General features: G+C 72.1%; 14 protein-coding genes. 8 read left to right on the top strand and 6 right to left on the bottom strand.

What is annotated here, in order from left to right; translation table 11 throughout:
- Positions 1–23 precede the first annotated feature (23 nt).
- Entirely contained in the window at positions 24–3170 is a 3147-nt protein-coding gene (locus ACZ58V_RS19140) for an ATP-binding SpoIIE family protein phosphatase (protein ID WP_471290969.1), read from the bottom strand.
- Between the two features lie 147 nt (positions 3171–3317).
- Complete coding sequence (locus ACZ58V_RS19135) at positions 3318–3740, bottom strand: YjbQ family protein (RefSeq protein WP_468188749.1); 423 nt, start codon at positions 3738–3740, stop codon at positions 3318–3320.
- Between the two features lie 121 nt (positions 3741–3861).
- Between ACZ58V_RS19135 and ACZ58V_RS19130 the strand changes: the two genes are divergently transcribed.
- From ACZ58V_RS19130 to ACZ58V_RS19110, 5 genes are all read left to right on the top strand, one after another.
- Positions 3862–3945 (top strand): putative leader peptide, encoded by an 84-nt coding sequence (locus tag ACZ58V_RS19130; RefSeq protein ID WP_349817350.1) that lies wholly within the window; start codon positions 3862–3864, stop codon positions 3943–3945.
- Positions 3946–4080: 135 nt separating this feature from the next.
- Complete coding sequence (locus tag ACZ58V_RS19125) at positions 4081–4950, top strand: ABC transporter permease (protein WP_468188747.1); 870 nt, start codon at positions 4081–4083, stop codon at positions 4948–4950.
- Positions 4923–5663, top strand: coding sequence for an ABC transporter ATP-binding protein (locus ACZ58V_RS19120; RefSeq protein ID WP_471290967.1), 741 nt, complete (start codon positions 4923–4925; stop codon positions 5661–5663). The genes ACZ58V_RS19125 and ACZ58V_RS19120 overlap by 28 nt, the downstream gene beginning before the upstream one ends.
- Before the next feature lie 63 nt (positions 5664–5726).
- Entirely contained in the window at positions 5727–6755 is a 1029-nt protein-coding gene (locus tag ACZ58V_RS19115; RefSeq protein ID WP_468188742.1) for an ABC transporter substrate-binding protein, read from the top strand.
- Between the two features lie 57 nt (positions 6756–6812).
- Positions 6813–7889 (top strand): NAD(P)-binding domain-containing protein, encoded by a 1077-nt coding sequence (locus ACZ58V_RS19110; RefSeq protein ID WP_471290964.1) that lies wholly within the window; start codon positions 6813–6815, stop codon positions 7887–7889.
- Between the two features lie 28 nt (positions 7890–7917).
- Here the strand turns inward: ACZ58V_RS19110 and mltG are convergent, their stop codons facing one another.
- Together mltG and ACZ58V_RS19100 are read right to left on the bottom strand one after the other, a co-directional pair.
- A complete protein-coding gene (mltG, locus tag ACZ58V_RS19105) occupies positions 7918–8796 on the bottom strand; it encodes an endolytic transglycosylase MltG (protein WP_468188738.1) in 879 nt (292 codons plus the stop codon).
- Positions 8797–8839: 43 nt separating this feature from the next.
- Positions 8840–10642: an ABC transporter ATP-binding protein gene (locus tag ACZ58V_RS19100; RefSeq protein ID WP_468188736.1), complete on the bottom strand. Its 1803-nt coding sequence runs from the start codon at positions 10640–10642 to the stop codon at positions 8840–8842.
- 105 nt (positions 10643–10747) lie between these two features.
- Here ACZ58V_RS19100 and ACZ58V_RS19095 point away from each other — a divergent pair, with 105 nt between their 5' ends.
- Positions 10748–11197, top strand: a complete 450-nt coding sequence (locus ACZ58V_RS19095) for a MarR family winged helix-turn-helix transcriptional regulator (protein WP_468188733.1) — start codon at positions 10748–10750, stop codon at positions 11195–11197.
- Positions 11198–11810: 613 nt separating this feature from the next.
- Here the strand turns inward: ACZ58V_RS19095 and ACZ58V_RS19090 are convergent.
- Both ACZ58V_RS19090 and ACZ58V_RS19085 read right to left on the bottom strand, forming a co-directional pair.
- Complete coding sequence (locus tag ACZ58V_RS19090; RefSeq protein WP_468188731.1) at positions 11811–13247, bottom strand: cation:dicarboxylate symporter family transporter; 1437 nt, start codon at positions 13245–13247, stop codon at positions 11811–11813.
- Positions 13248–13423: 176 nt separating this feature from the next.
- A complete protein-coding gene (locus ACZ58V_RS19085; RefSeq protein WP_471290961.1) occupies positions 13424–15019 on the bottom strand; it encodes a peptide-N4-asparagine amidase in 1596 nt (531 codons plus the stop codon).
- 211 nt (positions 15020–15230) lie between these two features.
- Here ACZ58V_RS19085 and ACZ58V_RS19080 point away from each other — a divergent pair, with 211 nt between their 5' ends.
- Positions 15231–17036, top strand: a complete 1806-nt coding sequence (locus tag ACZ58V_RS19080) for an ABC transporter ATP-binding protein (protein ID WP_471290959.1) — start codon at positions 15231–15233, stop codon at positions 17034–17036.
- Positions 17033–18814 carry an ABC transporter ATP-binding protein gene (locus ACZ58V_RS19075; RefSeq protein ID WP_471290957.1) on the top strand — a complete coding sequence of 594 codons (1782 nt, stop codon included), beginning with the start codon at positions 17033–17035 and terminating at the stop codon, positions 18812–18814. Before ACZ58V_RS19080 ends, ACZ58V_RS19075 begins: the two co-directional genes overlap by 4 nt.
- The last annotated feature ends 60 nt before the right edge of the window (positions 18815–18874 follow it).

The raw sequence follows: 18874 nt of genomic DNA, 5'->3' as shown, positions 1-18874 counted from the left end.
GCGGCTCAATGGCCGCGGAAGCGTCACGCGGCGTCGAGCCCGCATTCGGCCCAGATGACCTTGCCCTCCGGGAGGTAGCGCGTGCCCCAGCTCTGCGAGAGCTGCGCGACGAGGAACAGTCCGCGTCCCCCCTCGTCGGTGCCGGCCGCCCGGCGCAGATGCGGAGCGGTGTTGCTGGCGTCGGAGACCTCGCAGATCAGGGCGTGGCCGTAGAGCAGCCGAACCCGGATGGGCCCGGCGCCGTGCCGGATGGCATTGGTGATCAGCTCGCTGAGGATCAGCTCCGCGACGAACGCGGTCTCCTCGAGCCCCCACTCGGTCAGTCGCCTCGTCGCGTCCGCGCGCACCTCCCCGACGAGTGCCGGGTCGGCCGGAAGCTCCCAGGTGGCGATCCGGTCGGCGTCCAGGGCGTGGACGCGGGCCACGAGCAGGGCGATGTCGTCGTGCGGGTGCGCGGGCGCCACGGTGTCGAGGACCGCCTGGCAGGTGTCCTCGGGTGCGCGCTCCGGGTGGGCCAGGGCCGTACGCAGCTGCTCCAGGACCACGTCGACGTCACGGTCGCGGTCCTCGATGAGGCCGTCGGTGTAGAGGACCAGCTGACTGCCCGCGGGGAGGTCGACCTCGACGGCGTCGAAGGGCAGGCCGCCGAGTCCGAGCGGGGGTCCGGCCGGGAGGTCGGGGTAGGACACGGTGCCGTCGGGGTGGACGAGCGCGGGCGGCGGGTGCCCGGCGCGGGCCATCAGACACCGCTGCGAGGTGGGGTCGTAGACGGCGTAGAGGCAGGTCGCGCCGATGACGCCGGCGCCCTTGCCGTCGGGGTCCTCCCGGTCCAGGCGCCCCACGAGGTTGTCGAGGTGGACGAGGACCTCGTCCGGGGGGAAGTCCAGCTCGGCGAAGCTGCGCGCGGCGGTGCGCAGCCGGCCCATGGTGGCCGCGGAGAGCATGCCGTGGCCGACGACGTCGCCCACGAGGAGTCCGACGCGGGCACCGGAGAGGGGGATGACGTCGTACCAGTCTCCGCCCACGTCGGACTCGGCGGGCAGATAGCGGTGGGCGACCTCGACGGCGTCCTGGTCGGGCAGACCGTGCGGGAGGAGGCGGCGCTGGAGGGCCAGGACCATGGTGCGTTCATGGGTGTAGCGCCGGGCGTTGTCGATGGACAGGGCGGCGCGGGTGGCGAGTTCCTGGGCCAGCGAACAGTCGTCGTCGCCGAAGGAGCTCCCGGCGCGGTAGAAACTGGCGATGCCCAGGAGGACACCGCGGGCGAGCAGGGGCACCGCGATGAGGGAGTGGACGTGGGCCAGCAGGCGCGCGGTGTGCTCGGGGTCCTGGGCGAGCCATCCCGCGGCGGCCTTAAGATCCGGTTCCAGCACCGCCTCGCCACTGTTCAGGCAGCGCAGCTGGGGCGAGGTCGGACCGAAGTCGACGCGCTTGCCGGGCGAGGTGAAGGGCAGGCCCTCGCGTACGCCGTACAGCACCGTGCGGCGCAGGTCGGTGAGGGGGTCGGCGGACTCCTCGCCGCGCAGGACGGCGTCGGGCAGGTCGATGGTGACGAAGTCGGCCAGTCGCGGGACCGCCGTCTCGGCCAGTTCCTCGGCGGTGCGGCGCACGTCCAGGGTGGTGCCGATGCGGGCGCTGGCCTCGGACAGCAGTTCCAGGCGCCGGCGCGCGGCCAGGGCGTAGGCCCCGACGTGCGGCTCCCCCAGCATCACGAGCCCTCGGGCCGGGAAGGGGGCCTCGGCGCGATCGTCCCCGGCGTCGCGGCCCTCTTCGGCCCCGGCGTCGCGACTGCCGTCGACCCCGGCGTCGCGACCCCCGTGGGCCGCGGCGGCGTGGCCCGATCCACCCGTGACGGTCCCGCCGGGTCCGGCGGTTCCCCGATCACCGTCAGCCGCGACGGCGTCGCCCGGCCCGCCCGTGACGGTCCCGCCGGGTCCGGCGGTTCCCCGATCACCGTCAGCCGCGACGGCGTCGCCCGGCCCGCCCGTGACGGTCCGGCCGGGTCCGGCCGTGACGGTCTCCCCGAGGCCGGCGGCGCCCCGATCGCCGTCGGCGGTGACGGCCTCGCCGGACTTCCCGGCTCCCCGGCCGCCGTCGGCCGCGAGGACCGGGCCGGGCACGACGGCGGGGTGGCCGGACGGGAGGGTGATCGAGGGCCGGGCGGGCAGCGGGGCGGCCGGGAGGGCGGCAAGGCCCGTCAGCTCGTCGACCCGCTGCGGGAGGAGGAGGGACCCGCTCGCCGAGGAGTCGTGCGGCACTGCCTCGATGGCGACGCCCTGCACCCCGGACGCACTGGTCATCGGGCGGCTCACGAGTGTCACCCGCCGGCCGTCGGGCAGGGTCACGTCGACGGCGGCCCGCTGTGCACGGGAGATCAGCTCGGCGGCCTTCTCCCGCAGGATCGCCTGGTCACGAGGGTGGAAGTCGCGCACCGGCGCACCCGTCGCGGGGCCGCCGCGCAAGCCGACGGCCCCGGCTCCGGCCCCGGCCGCCAGATACGCCCGCAGCAGTGCGCGCTCGTGCGCGGAGCTCTGCCCCAGCAGCCGCCGCTCGATGATCTCGGCCGCCCGGCGGATCGTCGCGGCCAGCGCGGGGCGGTCGAAACCGCGCGGGTAGCCGAAGCAGAGGACGCCCTCGATGCGCCCGCTGAGCGGATCACGGACGGGAAGCGCGACGCAGGCGCTCTGCTGGGCGCGTTCCGCGAAGTGCTCGGCGCCGTGGACGCGGATGAGCTGCCGCTCCGCGAGGGCCAGACCGATGCCGTTCGTGCCGGCGACCTGCTCGGCGAACACGAACCCGGGGACCCGCTGGATCGCCGGCAGGTCCCTGGCCATCGCCGGATCCCCGAAGCGGCGCAGCAGGACCGTCCCGTTCCCGTCCGCGACCGAGATGTTGACCTTGCTGCCGGAGAAGGTGGACTGCAGCCGGTCCAGCACGGGAACGGCCGCGCGGACGATTCGGCCCCCCGGGTCGAAGTCCTCCCGGTAGGGGAGGTCGGACTCGTCCGGCGACAGCCCCAGGGACCGGCAGCGCTGCCACGAGTTCAGGATGGACGTCCGTACGCCCGCCTCGACGGACTCGCCCTGGAGAAACCGCTCGCGAGGAAGGGCGGGCCCCGTGCCGTCAGTCGCACGCCCCGCCGGCTTGGGTTCCTCGCCGGACCGAACCACGCTTCGCCTCACCTGCGCCTGCGATGAATCCGCTCATCGGAAAGAATCGTGCATTGATGAGGATACGGGCATTGCGGGCATGAGTCACGATTCGCTTGACCCGTCAGGGCGGGCGGCATCCGGCCCGGGAATCAGGGCATGCCGCACCTAGCCCAGGAAACTCAAGCGCACCGTCCGCTCCGGGTTGTCCTTGTTCGTGTCCACCAGGCAGACCGACTGCCACGTGCCGAGCTCCAGCCGGCCGTCCAGCACCGGAAGGGTCGCGTGGGGCGGGACGAGGGCGGGCAGGACGTGGTCGCGTCCGTGGCCGGGACTGCCGTGCCGGTGCTGCCAGCGGTCGTCGGCGGGCAGCAGCGTGTGCAGCGCGGCCAGGAGGTCGTCGTCGCTGCCGGCGCCGGTCTCGAGAACGGCGATCCCGGCTGTCGCGTGCGGGACGAAGACATTGAGGAGGCCGTCGCGGCCGGGGGCCGCCTCGCGCAGGAAGGACGCGCAGTCGCCGGTGATGTCGACGACCCTCTCCGTGGACCCGGAGGTGATGTTCAGAACTCGGGTGGTGAAGACATCTGACATGCCCCCATCCTGACGCACAGGCGGGGCCGCACCCCGTCACCCCGGACCGAGTGGCGATACCGGCGTCCACTGGACGAGACGCCGTTGACCGTGCGCATGCCACCTGGCTAGGTTCAGCCGCATGTTGCGTTCAGCCCTGCTCACCACGCGCGGTCACATCGACCTGCTGCGGGTGGCCTCCGCCGCGTGTCGCCGCGGCTGCTGACGCCCTCTCCTCTCCCTCTTCTCCGCTCACCTCGCCTTCGTCGCGCCTGCCCGCCGATCTCCCCTGATCCCGTGGGCGCGGTGATGACGAGGCGTGCCGTCAACGGCCCTCGCTCTCCCCCTGTGGAGCCTCTTCATGAGCATCAGCCATGCCCCGCCGAGGTCATCGGTACCCGATATTTCGCCTGAATCAGCTTCTGATCTCGACCTCCAGCCCCTCGTCCCCACCTCCTCCCGCCGCACCCGCGTCCCCCGCTGGCTGCGCCGCACCACCGGCCCGGTCCTGCTGCTGGTGTTGTGGCAACTCCTGAGCAGCACGGGCTCGTTGCCGCCGGACGTGCTCGCCTCGCCCGGCCGGATCGCCCAGGTCGGCGGGGACATGGTCGCCGACGGTTCGCTGCCCGCGGCCATGGGCACCTCGCTCCAGCGGGTCGCGGTCGGGCTGCTGTTCGGCCTGGTCGTCGGCACCGGACTCGCCCTGCTCTCGGGCCTGTTCCGGATCGGCGAGGACCTGGTGGACGCGCCCTTGCAGATGCTGCGGACCGTGCCGTTCGTGGGGCTCATCCCGCTGTTCATCATCTGGTTCGGCATCGGCGAGGCCCCCAAGGTCGCCATCATCACGCTCGGCGTGACCTTCCCGCTCTACCTCAACGTCTACGCCGGGATCCGTGGCGTGGACTCCCAGTTGATCGAGGCCGGGGAGTCCCTCGGACTGTCGCGGTGGGGCCTCGTACGGCATGTCGTGCTGCCCGGCGCGCTGCCGAGCGCTATGACCGGCCTGCGCTACTCGCTCGGCATCGCCTGGCTCGCGCTGGTCTTCGCCGAGCAGGTCAACGCCGACTCCGGCATCGGATTCCTCATGGTGCAGGCGCGGGACTTCCTGCGGACCGACGTGATCGTGGTCTGCCTGGTCGTCTACGCCTTCCTCGGCCTGCTCGCCGACTTCATCGTCCGCTCCCTCGAAAGGCTGCTGCTGCAATGGCGACCGACGTTCACCGGCCGGTGACCCCCCAGGCGGTCCACGTCGACGGGCTCACCCGCTCCTTCGACGGCCGTGCCGTCATCGACGACCTGCGACTGGACGTCAGGCCGGGCGAGTTCGTGGCCCTGCTCGGCCGCAGCGGCTGCGGCAAGTCGACGCTGCTGCGCATTCTCGCCGGGCTCGACCGCGACATCGAGGGCAGCGTCCTGGTGCCGCGCCGCAAGGCGGTCGCCTTCCAGGCACCGCGGCTGATGCCGTGGAAGAAGGTGTGGCGCAACATCCTGCTCGGCCTGCCGGGCAAGCCCGAGCGGGCCGTCGCCGAGCAGGCCCTCGACGAGGTCGGCCTCAGCCACCGCTCGGACACCTGGCCCAAAACCCTCTCCGGCGGTGAGGCCCAACGCGCTTCCCTGGCACGGGCGTTGGTGCGCGAGCCGGATCTGCTGCTGCTCGACGAGCCGTTCGGCGCGCTCGACGCGCTCACCCGCATCAAGGCCCAGCGGCTCGTGGGCGAGTTGTGGCAGCGCAGGGGGTGCGCGGTGCTCCTCGTCACCCACGACGTGGAGGAGGCCGTGCTGCTCGCCGACCGCGTCCTGGTGATGGACAACGGCGTCATCGCCCATGAGCAGCACATCGACCTCGACCGTCCCCGCGACATCGCCGACCCGCGCTTCGCCGCGCTGCGCGCCGAACTCCTCGAACGCCTGGGCGTCGAGGCGACGGCCGCCGAAGCCGCCTGACCCACCCAGCGAACTTCACGCACGACACGTACGCCACGTACGACCCACACGAACGGAACCGCCATGCGACGACACCTCGTCCCCGCCGCCCTGCTCCTGCCTCTCGCCCTTCTGCTCACCGCCTGCGGCGGGAACTCGGCCGCCGGTACGTCGGACGGCGGCACCGACGGCCAGGGCGACGTCACGATCAACGTCGGTGACCAGAAGGGTGGTTCGGAGGCCATCCTGCGGGCCGCCGGGGAGCTGGAGAACCTCGACTACAAGATCAAGTGGTCGACGTTCACCTCCGGCCCGCCCCTGCTGGAGGCCGTCAACGCCAAGGCCGTCGACATCGGCGGAGTGGGCAACACCCCGCCGGTGTTCGCGGCCGGGGCGGGTTCGAAGATCAAGGTCGTCGCCGCGTGGCACGGCACCTCCAAGGGCGACACCGTCCTCGTCCCGAACGACTCGTCCCTGAAGAACCCCGCGCAGCTCAAGGGCAAGTCGGTCGCCGTCGCCCAGGGGTCCTCCGCGAACTACCAGCTGGTCGCGTCACTGAGGAAGGTCGGGCTGAAGCTGAGCGACGTCAAGGTCAAGTACCTCCAGCCGGCCGACGCGCTCGCCGCGTTCACCGCCGGCAAGGTCGACGCGTGGGCGGTATGGGACCCGTACACCTCGCAGGTGCTGAAGGCCAAGCAGGGGCGGGTGCTGACCGACGGCGACGGCGTGACCAATGGGCTCACCTTCCAGGTCGCGGCACCGGACGCGCTGAAGGACAAGAAGAAGGCCGCCGCCGTCAAGGACTACCTGGAGCGGCTGCGGCGCGCCTACACCTGGGTGTACGACCACGAGGAGGAGTGGGCGAAGGTCTGGGCGAAGGACACCGGGCTCCCCGAGGACGTGGCACTGGCGGCGGTGAAGCGCACCTACACCACCCGGGTCGAGGTCGCGGTCGACAAGCCGCTGATCGCCTCCGAGCAGGAGATCGCCGACACGTTCACGGCGTTGAAGCTCATCCCGCGCAAGGTCGACTTCGCCGACTTCACCGACACCCGGTTCAACGGCGACCTGCCGCCGTCGACCACCGCGCCCCGGCCCTCGGAAGGCTCGTGACCTGACCTGACCTGACCGTGCGGGAAGATCCCTGCCTTCGGCGCGGTTGGTAGAAGCGTGAACAACACGCGCGAGGTCGAGGTGGTCGTCATAGGCGCAGGTCAGGCCGGTCTGGCCGGCGCCTTTCACCTGCGGCGAGCCGGTTTCGAGCCGGACCGCGACTTCGTCGTGCTGGACCACTCCCCCGGGCCCGGTGGCGCCTGGCAGTTCCGCTGGCCGTCGCTGACGTACGGCAAGGTGCACGGCATGCACGCGCTGCCGGGGATGGAACTCACCGGCGCGGACCCCGCGCGGCCGTCCGCCGAGGTGATCAGCGACTACTTCGACCGCTACGAGCGGACCTTCGACCTGCGGGTGCGGCGCCCGGTCGACGTACGCGCGGTGCGCGAGGGTTCCGGCGGGCGACTGCTCGTGGAGACCTCGGACGGTGTGTGGTCGACGCGGGCGCTGATCAACGCGACCGGCACCTGGGACCGGCCGTTCTGGCCGCGCTACCCCGGGCAGGAGACCTTCCGGGGACGGCAGTTGCACACCGCGCGGTACCCCGGGCCCGAGGAGTTCGCCGGGCAGCGGGTCGTCGTGGTGGGCGGCGGCGCGTCGGGCACTCAGCATCTGCTGGAGATCGCCGCGTACGCCGCCTCCACCACCTGGGTGACGCGGCGCCCGCCCGTCTTCCGTGAGGGGCCCTTCGACGAGGACGCGGGCCGGGCGGCGGTCGCGCTCGTCGAGGAGCGGGTACGGCAGGGGCTGCCGCCCAGGAGCGTCGTCTCGGTCACCGGGCTGCCGCTCAACGAAGCGATCCGGCAGGGCATCGAGGACGGGGTGCTCGACCGGCAGCCGATGTTCGACCGCGTCACCCCCACCGGGGTGGACTGGAAGGACGGCCGGCATGTCGACGCCGACGTCATCCTCTGGGCCACCGGCTTCCGGCCCGCCGTCGACCACCTCGCCCCGCTGCGGCTGCGGGAGCCGGGCGGCGGCATCCGTGTCGAGGGCACGCGCGCGGCCGCCGACCCGCGGATTCACCTCGTCGGCTACGGACCGTCGGCCAGCACGATCGGCGCGAACCGGGCCGGCCGGGCGGCCGTCCGCGACATCAGGCGACTGCTGACGCCGGAGCCGGCCGCGGCGTGACAGTGACGTGACGTCGGCTGCGGGCCGCTTACGGTTGGTCGCGCAGTTCCCCGCGCCCCTGAGGGGCCGCCGCCGTGCCCGTGCTCGTCCTCTGGGTGTTGAACTCCGCGACATTGCGCTGGTGTTCCGCGTAGTCCGCGGTGAAGCGGGTGTCGCCCGGCCGGACCGTGACGAAGTACAGCCAGTCGCCCGGGGGTGGGGTGACGGCGGCGCGCATCGCCTCCTCGCCCGGGTTGTCGATGGGTGTGGGCGGCAGGCCCATGCGCTGGTACGTGTTGTAGGGGTTGTCGATCCGAGTGTCGCTCTCCGTCGTCCGCAGGGTGGAGCGGCCCAGCGCGTAGTTGACGGTGGAGTCCATCTGGAGCGGCATACCGCGTTCGAGGCGGTTGAAGACGACCCGGGCCACCTTGCCCATGTCGGCCGCGGTGGCCGCCTCCGCCTGGACGATGCTCGCGATGGTGACGGCCTGGTAGACGTTCATCGCGTTGCGCTGGGCCCCCGCGGCGATGGGCGCGCCGTTGAACTTCTCGTTCGCGGTGTCGATCATCCGCGCCAGGAGCTTCTCCGGCTTGGCCTTCCAGGGGAGCGGATAGGTCGCCGGGAAGAGGTAGCCCTCCGGGTTGCCGTGGGCGTCGTCCGGCAGTTTCGCGGCGACCTTCGCGACGGACTTCTTCGCGCTGCCGGCGGGCAGGGCGAGGGCCTTGTCGACGGCGGCGTAGACCTGGCTCGCGCGCCAGCCCTCGGGAATCACCAGGGTCGCGGTCCGGCCGCCGCCGTCCCCGGGCCCCAGAATCAGCAGCGGCACCGCCACGGCGGTGCCGACCAGCACGGCTCCGGTCGCGACGAGGACGATACGGCCCCGGCGCGTCAGTCGCAGGGTGCTCCGTGGCGGAGTGTTCGTCTGCATGCGGGCACGGTAACCCGCATTTCGTCACAAACCTGGCATATCTTCAGCTTGTCGGTTCCAGTTGGGCATCCCGGCGTACGAGCGCCGCGTACCGTCCGTCCCGCTCCAGGAGTTCCTCGTGCGTGCCGCGTTCGACGGCACGCCCCGAGTCGAGGACCACGATCTGGTCGGCACGCCGCACCGTGGACAGCCGGTGGGCGATGGTCAGCGTGGTGCGGTCGGCCGAGAGGGCGTCGATGGCCTCCTGGACGGCGGCCTCGGTCCGGGTGTCCAGGGCGCTGGTGGCCTCGTCGAGGATGAGGACCGGCGGGTCGCGCAGAATCGTGCGCGCGATGGCCAGACGCTGCTTCTCACCGCCGGAGAAGCGGTGGCCGCGCTCGCCGACGACGGTGTCGTAGCCGTCGGGCAGGGACGCGATGTGGTCGTGGATCTGCGCCGCCTTCGCCGCCTGGTACAGCTCCTCGTCGGTGGCGTCGGGCCTGGCGAAGCGCAGGTTGTCGGCGACCGAGGCGTGAAAGAGGTACGTCTCCTGCGAGACGACGCCGACCGCGCGCGCCAGGGTGTCGAAGTCGAGGTCACGGACGTCGACCCCGTCGAGGGTGACACGGCCGCCGGTAACGTCGTAGAGCCGGGGCACCAGATAGCCCAGCGTGGACTTGCCTGCGCCCGTGGAGCCGACGAGGGCGAGGCTGCTGCCCGCCGGGACGGTGAGGTCGATGGCGTCGAGGACCGGGCCGCCCTTGTCGTCGTAGCCGAAGGACACGTTGTCGAAGCGGACCTCGCCCTTGACCCGGTCGAGGCGGACCGGGTCCGCGCGCTCGGTGATGTCGACGGGCAGGTCGAGGTACTCGAAGATGCGCTGGAAGAGGGCGAGCGAGCTCTGGATCTGCACACCGGTCGACAGCAGGCTCACGGCCGGGCGGAACAGGCCCTGCTGGAGCGAGACGAACGCGACGATCGTGCCGATGGAGACCTGGGGGCCGCCCAGTTGGAGGGCCATGCCCGCGGTCCAGTAGATGACGGCGGGCAGGGCGGCCATCACGATCGTGATCACGGCCATGCGCCAGCGGCCGGCCATGTTCGACCGCACCTCGAGGTCGACGAGTTCCTCGGACTCGTCGGCGAAGGACTTCGTCAGCGAGTCGGAGCGGCCCATCGTGCGGCCGAGCAGGATGCCGCTGACGGAGAGCGACTCGGTGACGGTGGCGGCCATGGCGGCCATCTGCTTCTGGCGCTGGGTGGTGATCCTGCGGCGCTCCTTGCCGACGCGGCGGCTGATCCACACGAACACCGGCAGCAGCAGCAGCGAGACGACGGTCAGGCGCCAGTCGAGGACGACCATCGCGACGATCGTCGCGACGACGCTGGTCAGGTTGGAGACCAGGGAGGTCGCGGTGGAGGTGACGGTGGCCTGCATGCCGCCGATGTCGTTGGCGATGCGGGACTGCACCTCGCCCGTGCGCGTGCGCGTGAAGAACGCCAGGGACATGCGCTGGAGCCGGCCGTAGACGGCGGTGCGCAGGTCGTGCATGACACGCTGGCCGACCGTCGTCGAGATCAGGGTCTGCAGCACGCCGAAGACGCTGGTGAGGACGGCGCTGAGGATCATGCCGAGGGCGAGCAGGCTGAGCAGGCCGGTGCGCCCTTCGGGGATCGCGACGTCGAGGATCTCCTTCAGCATGAAGGGCGTGGCGACCGAGACCAGCGACGCGGCGCCGACCAGCAGGCCTACGATCGCGAGGCGGCCACGGTAGGGCCGGAAGAGCCTGAGGATGCGGCGAACCTGCCGGGGCTGTTCCTTCGAGCCGTCGGGTGGGGTCCAGGGGGTTTCGTGATCGGGAGGCATGGGCTCCTTCGAGAGCGGTACGGCACCGGCGGGCGCCGGGCGGGTCGGATCGTAGCTCATTGTTACCTATACTCACAATGAACTGCATCCTGATATTGTTCCCGTATGACCACGCCCGATCCCGACGGCCTGCTCGCCGAGCAGCTGCTGCGGCTCACCCGCCGGGTCCATCGCATCCAGAAGCACCATCTGGAGCAGCGCGACCTCGGTATCACCCCGGCCCAGTCCCGGCTGCTGCGCACCCTCGCGCACTGGGGTTCGCCGCCGCGCATGGCCGATTTGGCCGAACGCCTGGAGGTGGTGCCCCGGGCCGTGACGACGCTGGTCGACGCGCTGGAGGCGAGCGGGAAGGTACGGCGGGTCCCGGACCCGGCGAACCGGCGAGTGATCCGCATCGAGCTAACGGACGACGGGCACGGCGCGCTGCGCGAGCTGCGGGCGGCGCGCAGATCGGCCGCGGAGGAGATCCTCGCCCCGCTGGCCGATGATCAGCGCGCGGCGCTCGGAGGGCTGTTGGACACGCTGATCGACGGGGCGCCGGTACGGCGGTGCTGAGGGCTTCGCCGATCAGGCGGGGGGGCGGGTCGGCGGCGCTGAGGGCTTCGCCGATCAGGCGGGAGTCGGCCGGGCGGTGCTGAGAGCCTCACCGACCAAGTGGGCGCCAGCCCGGCGGCGCTGGGGACTTCGCCCATCCTTCCGGAGCCGGCCGGGCGGTGCCGAGAGCCTCACCGACCAAGTGGGCGCCGACGTGACGGAGCCCAGTAGCCGGCGCCAACCCGACGGCGCCGAGGGCCGCACCGACGAACCGACCAAGTGGGCGCCAGCCCGGCGGCACTCAAGACCCTCCCATCCACCGGGAGTCAACCCAGCGGCACCGAGAGCCCCACCGAACGAGAGGGCTCCAGCCCAGCGGCGCTCAGAACCCCTCCCATCCACCGAGAGCCAACCCGACGCCGTCGAGCCCATCAACCAGGCGCCGGCCCCACGGCACCAAGAGACTCGCCCATGAGCTGGGCGTCGGCCCGACGACGGTGCCAGATGCCTCGCCGATCGGCCGGGAGCCGGTGCCGAGGGGCTGAAGCCTGGAGCGGGCACGGCTCGCGAAACGGGCCGCGGCCGCCGCTCGTGCTGCTGGAGCGATGGCCGCGGCCCGTTCGGCTTGGGTGGGTCAACCGACCTCGGGGGCGGGTTCCTTGGGCTTCTGGGTGGGGATGCCCGAGGCCGGGGCATCGGCCGCCGTCGGCTCGACCGCCGGGGCTTCGGCGCCGACGCCCTTGTCGCCGTCGCCCTGGTCGTCGTCCTCCGGCGGAGCCGCGTAGTCGCCGTCGAGCGTCTTCTTCGCCCGGTCGGTGTCCAGGGCGCCCTCCCAACGGGACACCGCGAACACGGCGACGCAGTTGCCGAGCAGGTTCGTGACGACGCGCATCGAGTCCATGATGCGGTCCACGCCGAGCAGCAGAGCCACCGCTCCGGCCGGAATCGCACCCAGGGAAGAGGCGGTCGCGGACAGCGCGAGGAACGCCGAACCGGGGATGCCCGCCATGCCCTTGCTGGTCAGCATCAGCACCAGGACCACGGTGACCTGCTGGCCGAGGGTCAGGTCCACGCCCACCGCCTGGGCGATGAACAGCGTGCCGATGGACAGGTAGAGCGAGGCGCCGTCGAGGTTGAAGGAGTAGCCCGTGGGCAGCACGAGACCCACGGCGTCGTCGCGGGCGCCGGCCCGCCGCAGCTTCTGCATCACCCGCGGCATGACCGCCTCGGTGGACGCGGTACCGAGCGCGAGCAGCATCTCCTCGCGGATGTAGCGCAGGAACTTCCACAGGCTGAGCCCGGTCACCAGGCGCAGAGCGACGGCGAGCAGCACGATGAACAACGCCGCCGCCACATAGCAGAGCACGATGAGCTTGGCGTACGTCTTCATCACGCCCAGCCCGTAGTTGCCGACGAGGTGGGCCATCGCGCCGAACACCGCGATCGGCGCCAGCCGCATGATGAAGCCGACGACCGCGAAGATGACCTCCTGGGCCTGGTCGATCGCGGGCAGGATCTTCGGCACCTTGGTGTGCCCGAGGTGCAGCAGGGCGGCGCCCACCAGACAGGCCAGGATCAGGACCTGGAGCAACTCGTTGTCGGCGAAGGCGCCGACGAAACTCTCGGGCAGCGCGTGAAGGAGGAACTCGGTCGTCGAGGGCAGATGCTCGCCGCCGGTCGTCTTCTCCACGGCGGAGGCGTCCAGCGAGGAGGGGTCGACGTTCATTCCCTTGCCGGGCCCGACGAGGTTGGCGGCGAGGAGACCGATGACCAGGGCGACCGTGGAGGCGATCTCGAACCAGATCAGGGCCTTGACCCCGATCCGGCCGAAGGCCTTCAGGTCACCGGCCTTGGCGATGCCGACGACGACCACGCAGAACACCAGCGGCGAGATCACGGTCTTGATGAGGCGGGTGAAACCGTCGCCGAGCGGCTGGAGAGCCGTGGCCGTGTCCGGCCACAGCTTTCCGACGACGATTCCGAGAACGAGCGCGCAGAGAACCTGCGCGAAAAGTGAGGTACGCAGTGTGCGTGCGACACGTCGCGGCAGAGACGGTACGGACGGTGGCACGGGGCCTCCTTGGGGGGACGGGCTACACAGAGGCCGGAGGGGACTTCTGCGATACGGAAAGTTGCTTCCGTAACCGAACACTCTGGAGGCTGTCTTGATCGCGCACAAGACCGCAATGTTTCGGACACGTAAAAGTGGCTTAAGTGACGCATGTCACACGGGCCCCACCGCTCCCGTCAGCAACGGTCGCGGTCTCCCGTGAGCACCCCCTGCACCGAGGTCAGCGTGCGGTCGTAGCAGCCGTGCGAGCCGTGCAGCCGGTAGCGCTCGCTCGTGGTGCCGACGGCGTGCCGCTGGTCGCGGGGCACGTTCGCCGTGTACGTGGCGTCGCCCGTGTAGGAGTCGTCGAGCCGCGACCAGGCGGTGCGCCGGCCGCCCCGCGACTCGACGGTCGTGGCGCGGTCGCCGAGGGTCAGCACGGTGCGCAGCCGGTCGCCCGCCCCGAGGGTGGTCGTGCCATCCATCGTGTAGGTCCGGTGCGTGCGGGTGCTGCGGGCCGGTCCGCGCCCGTCGACGGTCACCCACTCGTCGTCGGTCCAGATGGCCTCGAGCCCGTCGCTCGTCTCACCGTCGGTCCAGCGGTGCTCGGAGGTGTGGGCGAGCGAGCGGGCTACGGTCGTCGTGACGCGGCCGTGCGAGGTGTCCACGTATCCGGCGACGGTCAGCCGGTGCGCGCCCTCGGTGTCCACCCGGTGCTCCGAACCGGGCGTGTGGTCCGAGGAGTCGGTGAGGTCGCCCTCCCGGTGCACGGTGAGCTTCCCGGTGACGTGGGCGCGCCCCTCGTCCTGCCAGACGAGGACGTTCACGGGAGTGCTCCAGCCGGCCTGCCCCTCCGGGACGCCGACGACCGAGACCTCGACGCGGTGCGGCCGGCCGTCGTTGAGGAGCCCGGCGAAGGGGGTGAGGTCGTAGGTGATCGGTTTGATGTCGAAGGCGCGCGGACCCGGGATCACGTACCAGAGGAACGGGTTGGACCAGCCGCCGGTCCACACGGTCGGGAACGGCGTGGCGATGCCCGCGAGCCGGCCGTCCACGCGGATCTGAACCTCTCGGTAAGGGCCCCGGTCGGTTTTGCAGGAGTACGGCGCGGGATCGGGCACCGAGAGGTACCAGTACTCCTCGCAGCCGCCGCCGGAGCCGGTGGCGTACACCTCGGCGACGATGCGCTCGCTGTTGCGCGGCGTGGTGAGGGCCGAGTCGTCGTCGAGGGTGAGGACCCGGTCGGGGCTCTCGCCGTCCGGGCGGCCCTGGTAGAACGTCAGCGTGACCTTGACGTCGAGGACGCCCGTGTAGGTGTCGTCGACGACGTTGCCGATGAGCATCTCGACGTCCTGGCTGCCGCGGAAGGTGTCGCCGTAGCGCGTGACGTCCTTCTCCACGGACCACTCGATGCCGTCGGGCGAGGGCTGCGGCGTCGACGTACGGAAGATCTCCACCCCGCCGACGTGCAGATAGCCGAGCCGGTCGTACTGGCGCCCCTTGACCTTCCCGTCGAGCCGCAGCACGACCTTGCTCCAGCGGTCGCCGCAGTCGTCGGGCGGGGTGTACGTGCCCCGGTACGGCGTGAAGTCGCGGAACTGCGCCCGGGCGACGGTGACCTCGCAGGACGGGCCGTCCGGCCTGCCGACGGGCGGGGCGGCCGTGACCGGGTCGTGCCAGTCGGTGCCGAACTCGGCGGGGACGTCGGCCGCCCGGGCGGGACCCGTTCCGAGGAGGGTGCTCGCCAGGAGGGTCGCCCCCGCAAGCATGGACATGACTATCCGTCTCTTCATGGCCGGTGTTCTACGGGGAGTCCGCCGCCTCCGCAATGAGCAACCGCCCGTCGAGGCAGCGCCGTTCCCACCCCTGTCGGCCGGTTCCCGCCGGTGGGACGCGCGCGCACAAGAAAACCGGTTGCCTCCGACCACATCGCGAAGCGAACCTGTCACGGTTTGCTGCCATCGGCCGAACCCCCATCCCCCTGACACGAGCCACTGGGACGTCATGCAGATTCAAGACCTTCCCTACGCCGACCCCGGCGTGCCGGACGCGCGTTCGGGTCCCCGATTCCTGTGGTGGCTCTTCCGGAATCAGCTGGGCGGACAGCTCAAGTCGCTGGCCTGGGGGCTGCTGCACTTCGCCTCCGTCGCCGCGCTGCCGTTCTGCGTCGGAGTCGCCGTACAGGCCGTCGTCGACCGCTCCGGCGCGCGGCTCGCCCTGGCGGGCGGCCTGCTGGCGCTGGCCTGCGTCGGCAACGCGGTCGGCGACACCTTCCTGCACCGCACCGCCATCACCAACTGGATCACGGCGGCCGCCCGCGTCCAGCAGCTGCTCGCCCGCAAGGCCGCCCAGCTGGGCTCGGCGCTGACCCGGCGCGTCGCGGCCGGTGAGGTCGTCGCCGTGTCCACGGGTGACGTCGAGAAGATCGGCTGGTTCGTGGAGGCCTGGTCACGGTTCACCGCGGCCCTGGTCACCATCGTGCTGGTCTGCGTCGGTCTGCTCGTCTACCAGCCCGCGCTCGGCGTGGTCGTGGCCGTCGGCCTGCCCGTGCTGGCACTCGCCGTGCTGCCCCTGCTGCCCCGCGCCACCCGGCGGGCCGACACCCAGCGCGAGAAGGCCGGACGCGCCACCGAACTCGCCTCGGACACCGTCGCCGGGCTGCGCGTACTGCGCGGCATCGGCGGCGAGGAACTGTTCCTCGACCGCTACCGCAGCGCCTCCCAGGAAGTACGGCACGCGGCCGTGCGCAGCGCCCGGATGTGGTCCCTGATCTCCGCGATCCAGGTGCTGCTGCCCGGACTGCTGCTCATCGCCGTCGTCTGGCACGGCGTGCAGCTCGCCCGCCAGGGCCGGATCACCGTCGGCGAACTGGTCACCGTCTACAGCTCGGTGATGGTCCTGACCTATCCGCTGCGGCACTTCGAGGAGATCGCCATGGCGTACTCCTTCTCGCGGCCCTCGGCCAAGCGGGCCGCGGGCGTGCTGTCGCTGGAGCGGGCTACGGACACCGCCGGGTCCCGCGCCGCCGAGGCCCCCTCCGGAGACCTGTACGACCCGGAGACCGGGCTGCTCGCGTCCGCCGGCCGGCTCACCGCCGTGGTGTGCGGCGACCCTGACGCGGCGGGCCGGCTGGCGGAACGGCTGGGCGGACACCCGTCGCAGGAGGGCACCCCGGTGCTGCTGGACGGTGTGCCGCTCGACGAACTCCCGCTGGACTCGGCCCGTACGGCCGTCCTCGTCCAGGACAAGGATCCGGTGCTGCTCTCCGGCTCGCTGCGCGAACTGCTCGACGTACCCGCGTCGGGTGCCGTGGAGCCGCGGCAGGCGCTGGCGGCCGCGCAGTGCGACGACGTGCTGGCGGCGCTGGCGCAGGGCTCGCTGGACGCCGCCGACCCCATGGACGCCCGGATCACCGAACGCGGCCGGTCCCTGTCCGGCGGTCAGCGCCAGCGGCTCGCGCTCGCCCGGTCGCTGATCACGGACCCGGAGGTGCTGGTCCTGGACGAGCCGACCTCGGCCGTCGACTCGCACACCGAGGCACGGATCGCCCAGGGCGTGCGGGAGCTGCGCGCGGAGCGCACGACCGTGGTGTTCACCTCCTCCCCGCTGCTGCTGGACCGCGCCGACCGGGTCGTGTTCCTGGACGACGGCGAGGTCGCCGCGGTCGGCGCCCACCGCGAGCTGGTGCGCACCGAGCCCCGCTACCGGGCGGTGGTCACACGCGAGACCGAGGACGAGGCCGCCCTGAACGGTGCGGCCGACCTGACCGACGTACTGGCGGAACTGGAAGAGATCGAGGAGAAGGCATGATCGGCGTGGCGCCACCGGCGTACGACCCGGCGGCCCCGACGACGGCGAACACCCTGCCGGTCGGTGCCCCCGCGACCGTCCGCGCCTACGCGGCGGAACTGCTGCGCCGGCACCGCCGGGCGTTTCTGCTGCTCGTCACCGTCAACACGGTCGCCGTCATCGCCTCGATGGCCGGTCCGTGGCTGCTGGGCGGGCTCGTGGAGCGGGTGTCCGACGGGGCGCGGGACCTGCGGCTGGAACTCACGGCGGGGCTGTTCGTGGCCGCGCTGGCCGTCCAGGCGGCGTTCGTCCACCAGGTGCGGCTGCGCGGCGCGATGCTCGGTGAGCGGATGCTGGCCGACCTGCGCGAGGACTTCCTCGTGCGGTCGGTCGGGCTGCCGCCGGGCGTGCTGGAGCGGGCCGGGACCGGGGATCTGCTGTCGCGGATCACGACGGACATCGACCGGCTGGGCAACGCCATGCGCGAGGCCGTGCCACAGCTGTCGATCGGCGTGGTGTGGGTGGTGCTGCTGATGGGCGGGCTGGTGGTCACGGCGCCGCCGCTGGCGCTCGCCGTGCTGCTCTCCCTGCCACTGCTGGTGGTCGGCTGCCGCTGGTACTTCCGGCGGGCGCCGGCCGCCTACCGCTCGGAGTCCGCCGGGTACGCCGCGGTGGCCGCCGCGCTCGCCGAGACCGTGGACGCCGGCCGTACGGTCGAGGCGCACCGCCTCGGAGCCCGCCGGGTGGCGCTGTCCGAGCGCCGGATCAAGGAGTGGACGGCCTGGGAGCGCTACACGCTGTGGCTGCGGTCGGTGCTCTTCCCGGTCATCAACGTCACCCACGTGACGGTCCTCGCCTCGGTCCTGATGGTCGGCGGTGTGTTCGCCCTCCAGGGCTGGATCGACGTCGGGCAGGTCACGACGGGTGCGCTGATCGCCCAGATGCTCGTCGACCCGGTGGGCATGATCCTGCGCTGGTACGACGAGCTGCAGGTGGCCCAGGTGTCGCTGGCCCGGCTGGTCGGGGTCCGGGACATCGAGCCGGAGGCCGGCGACTCCTCCGTGGCTCCCGACGGACGCCATGTGCGGGCCGACCGGGTGCACTTCGGCTATCTGGAGGGCGTGGACGTCCTGCGCAAGGTGTCCCTGGAGGTCTCCCCCGGCACCCGGCTGGCCCTGGTCGGGCCCTCGGGTGCGGGCAAGTCGACGCTGGGCCGGCTGCTCGCCGGGATCTACGCGCCCCGGGACGGCCGGATCACCCTGGGCGACGCCGAGCTGTCCCGCATGCCGGCGGAACGCGTCCGGTCACATGTCGCGCTGGTCAACCAGGAGCACCACGTGTTCGTGGGCTCCCTGCGCGACAACCTCCGCCTCGCCCGGACCGACGCGGTCGAAGCCGAGCTCTGGGCGGCGCTGGGCGCGGTCGACGCGGACGGCTGGGCCCGGGCGCTCGACGACGGCCTGGACACCGAGGTCGGCTCCGGCGGCCTGGCGCTCACCCCGGCCCAGGCCCAGCAGATCGCCCTGGCCCGCCTCGTCCTCGCGGACCCGCACACCCTGGTCCTGGACGAGGCGACGTCCCTGCTCGACCCCCGAGCCGCCCGCCACCTGGAACGCTCCCTGGCCCGCGTCCTCGACGGCCGCACCGTCGTGGCCATCGCCCACCGCCTCCACACCGCCCACGACGCGGACGTCATCGCCGTCGTCGAGAACGGCCGGATCAGCGAGCTGGGCAGCCATGAGGAGTTGGTGGCGGCGGAGGGGGCGTACGCGGCGCTGTGGAGGTCCTGGCACGGGTGACGCACCGCCCCGCGGTACCTGAACCGACGGCCTCGACCGGCCGGGGCGCGGTCGTGGCCC

It is taken from the genome of Streptomyces sp. NPDC040589 (assembly GCF_055594445.1).
The sequence above is the reverse complement of the archived record's forward strand: the minus strand, read 5'-3'. Positions and strand labels throughout refer to the sequence as shown.

Bases quoted from the DNA above. Each gene is read 5' to 3' on its own strand.
- ACZ58V_RS19135 (WP_468188749.1), bottom strand. From the start codon at position 3,740: ATGTCAGATGTCTTCACCACCCGAGTTCTGAACATCACCTCCGGGTCC.
- ACZ58V_RS19130 (WP_349817350.1), top strand. From the start codon at position 3,862: ATGTTGCGTTCAGCCCTGCTCACCACGCGCGGTCACATCGACCTGCTG.
- ACZ58V_RS19125 (WP_468188747.1), top strand. From the start codon at position 4,081: ATGAGCATCAGCCATGCCCCGCCGAGGTCATCGGTACCCGATATTTCG.
- ACZ58V_RS19120 (WP_471290967.1), top strand. From the start codon at position 4,923: ATGGCGACCGACGTTCACCGGCCGGTGACCCCCCAGGCGGTCCACGTC.
- ACZ58V_RS19115 (WP_468188742.1), top strand. From the start codon at position 5,727: ATGCGACGACACCTCGTCCCCGCCGCCCTGCTCCTGCCTCTCGCCCTT.
- mltG (WP_468188738.1), bottom strand. From the start codon at position 8,796: ATGCAGACGAACACTCCGCCACGGAGCACCCTGCGACTGACGCGCCGG.
- ACZ58V_RS19100 (WP_468188736.1), bottom strand. From the start codon at position 10,642: ATGCCTCCCGATCACGAAACCCCCTGGACCCCACCCGACGGCTCGAAG.
- ACZ58V_RS19095 (WP_468188733.1), top strand. From the start codon at position 10,748: ATGACCACGCCCGATCCCGACGGCCTGCTCGCCGAGCAGCTGCTGCGG.
- ACZ58V_RS19085 (WP_471290961.1), bottom strand. From the start codon at position 15,019: ATGAAGAGACGGATAGTCATGTCCATGCTTGCGGGGGCGACCCTCCTG.
- ACZ58V_RS19080 (WP_471290959.1), top strand. From the start codon at position 15,231: ATGCAGATTCAAGACCTTCCCTACGCCGACCCCGGCGTGCCGGACGCG.
- ACZ58V_RS19075 (WP_471290957.1), top strand. From the start codon at position 17,033: ATGATCGGCGTGGCGCCACCGGCGTACGACCCGGCGGCCCCGACGACG.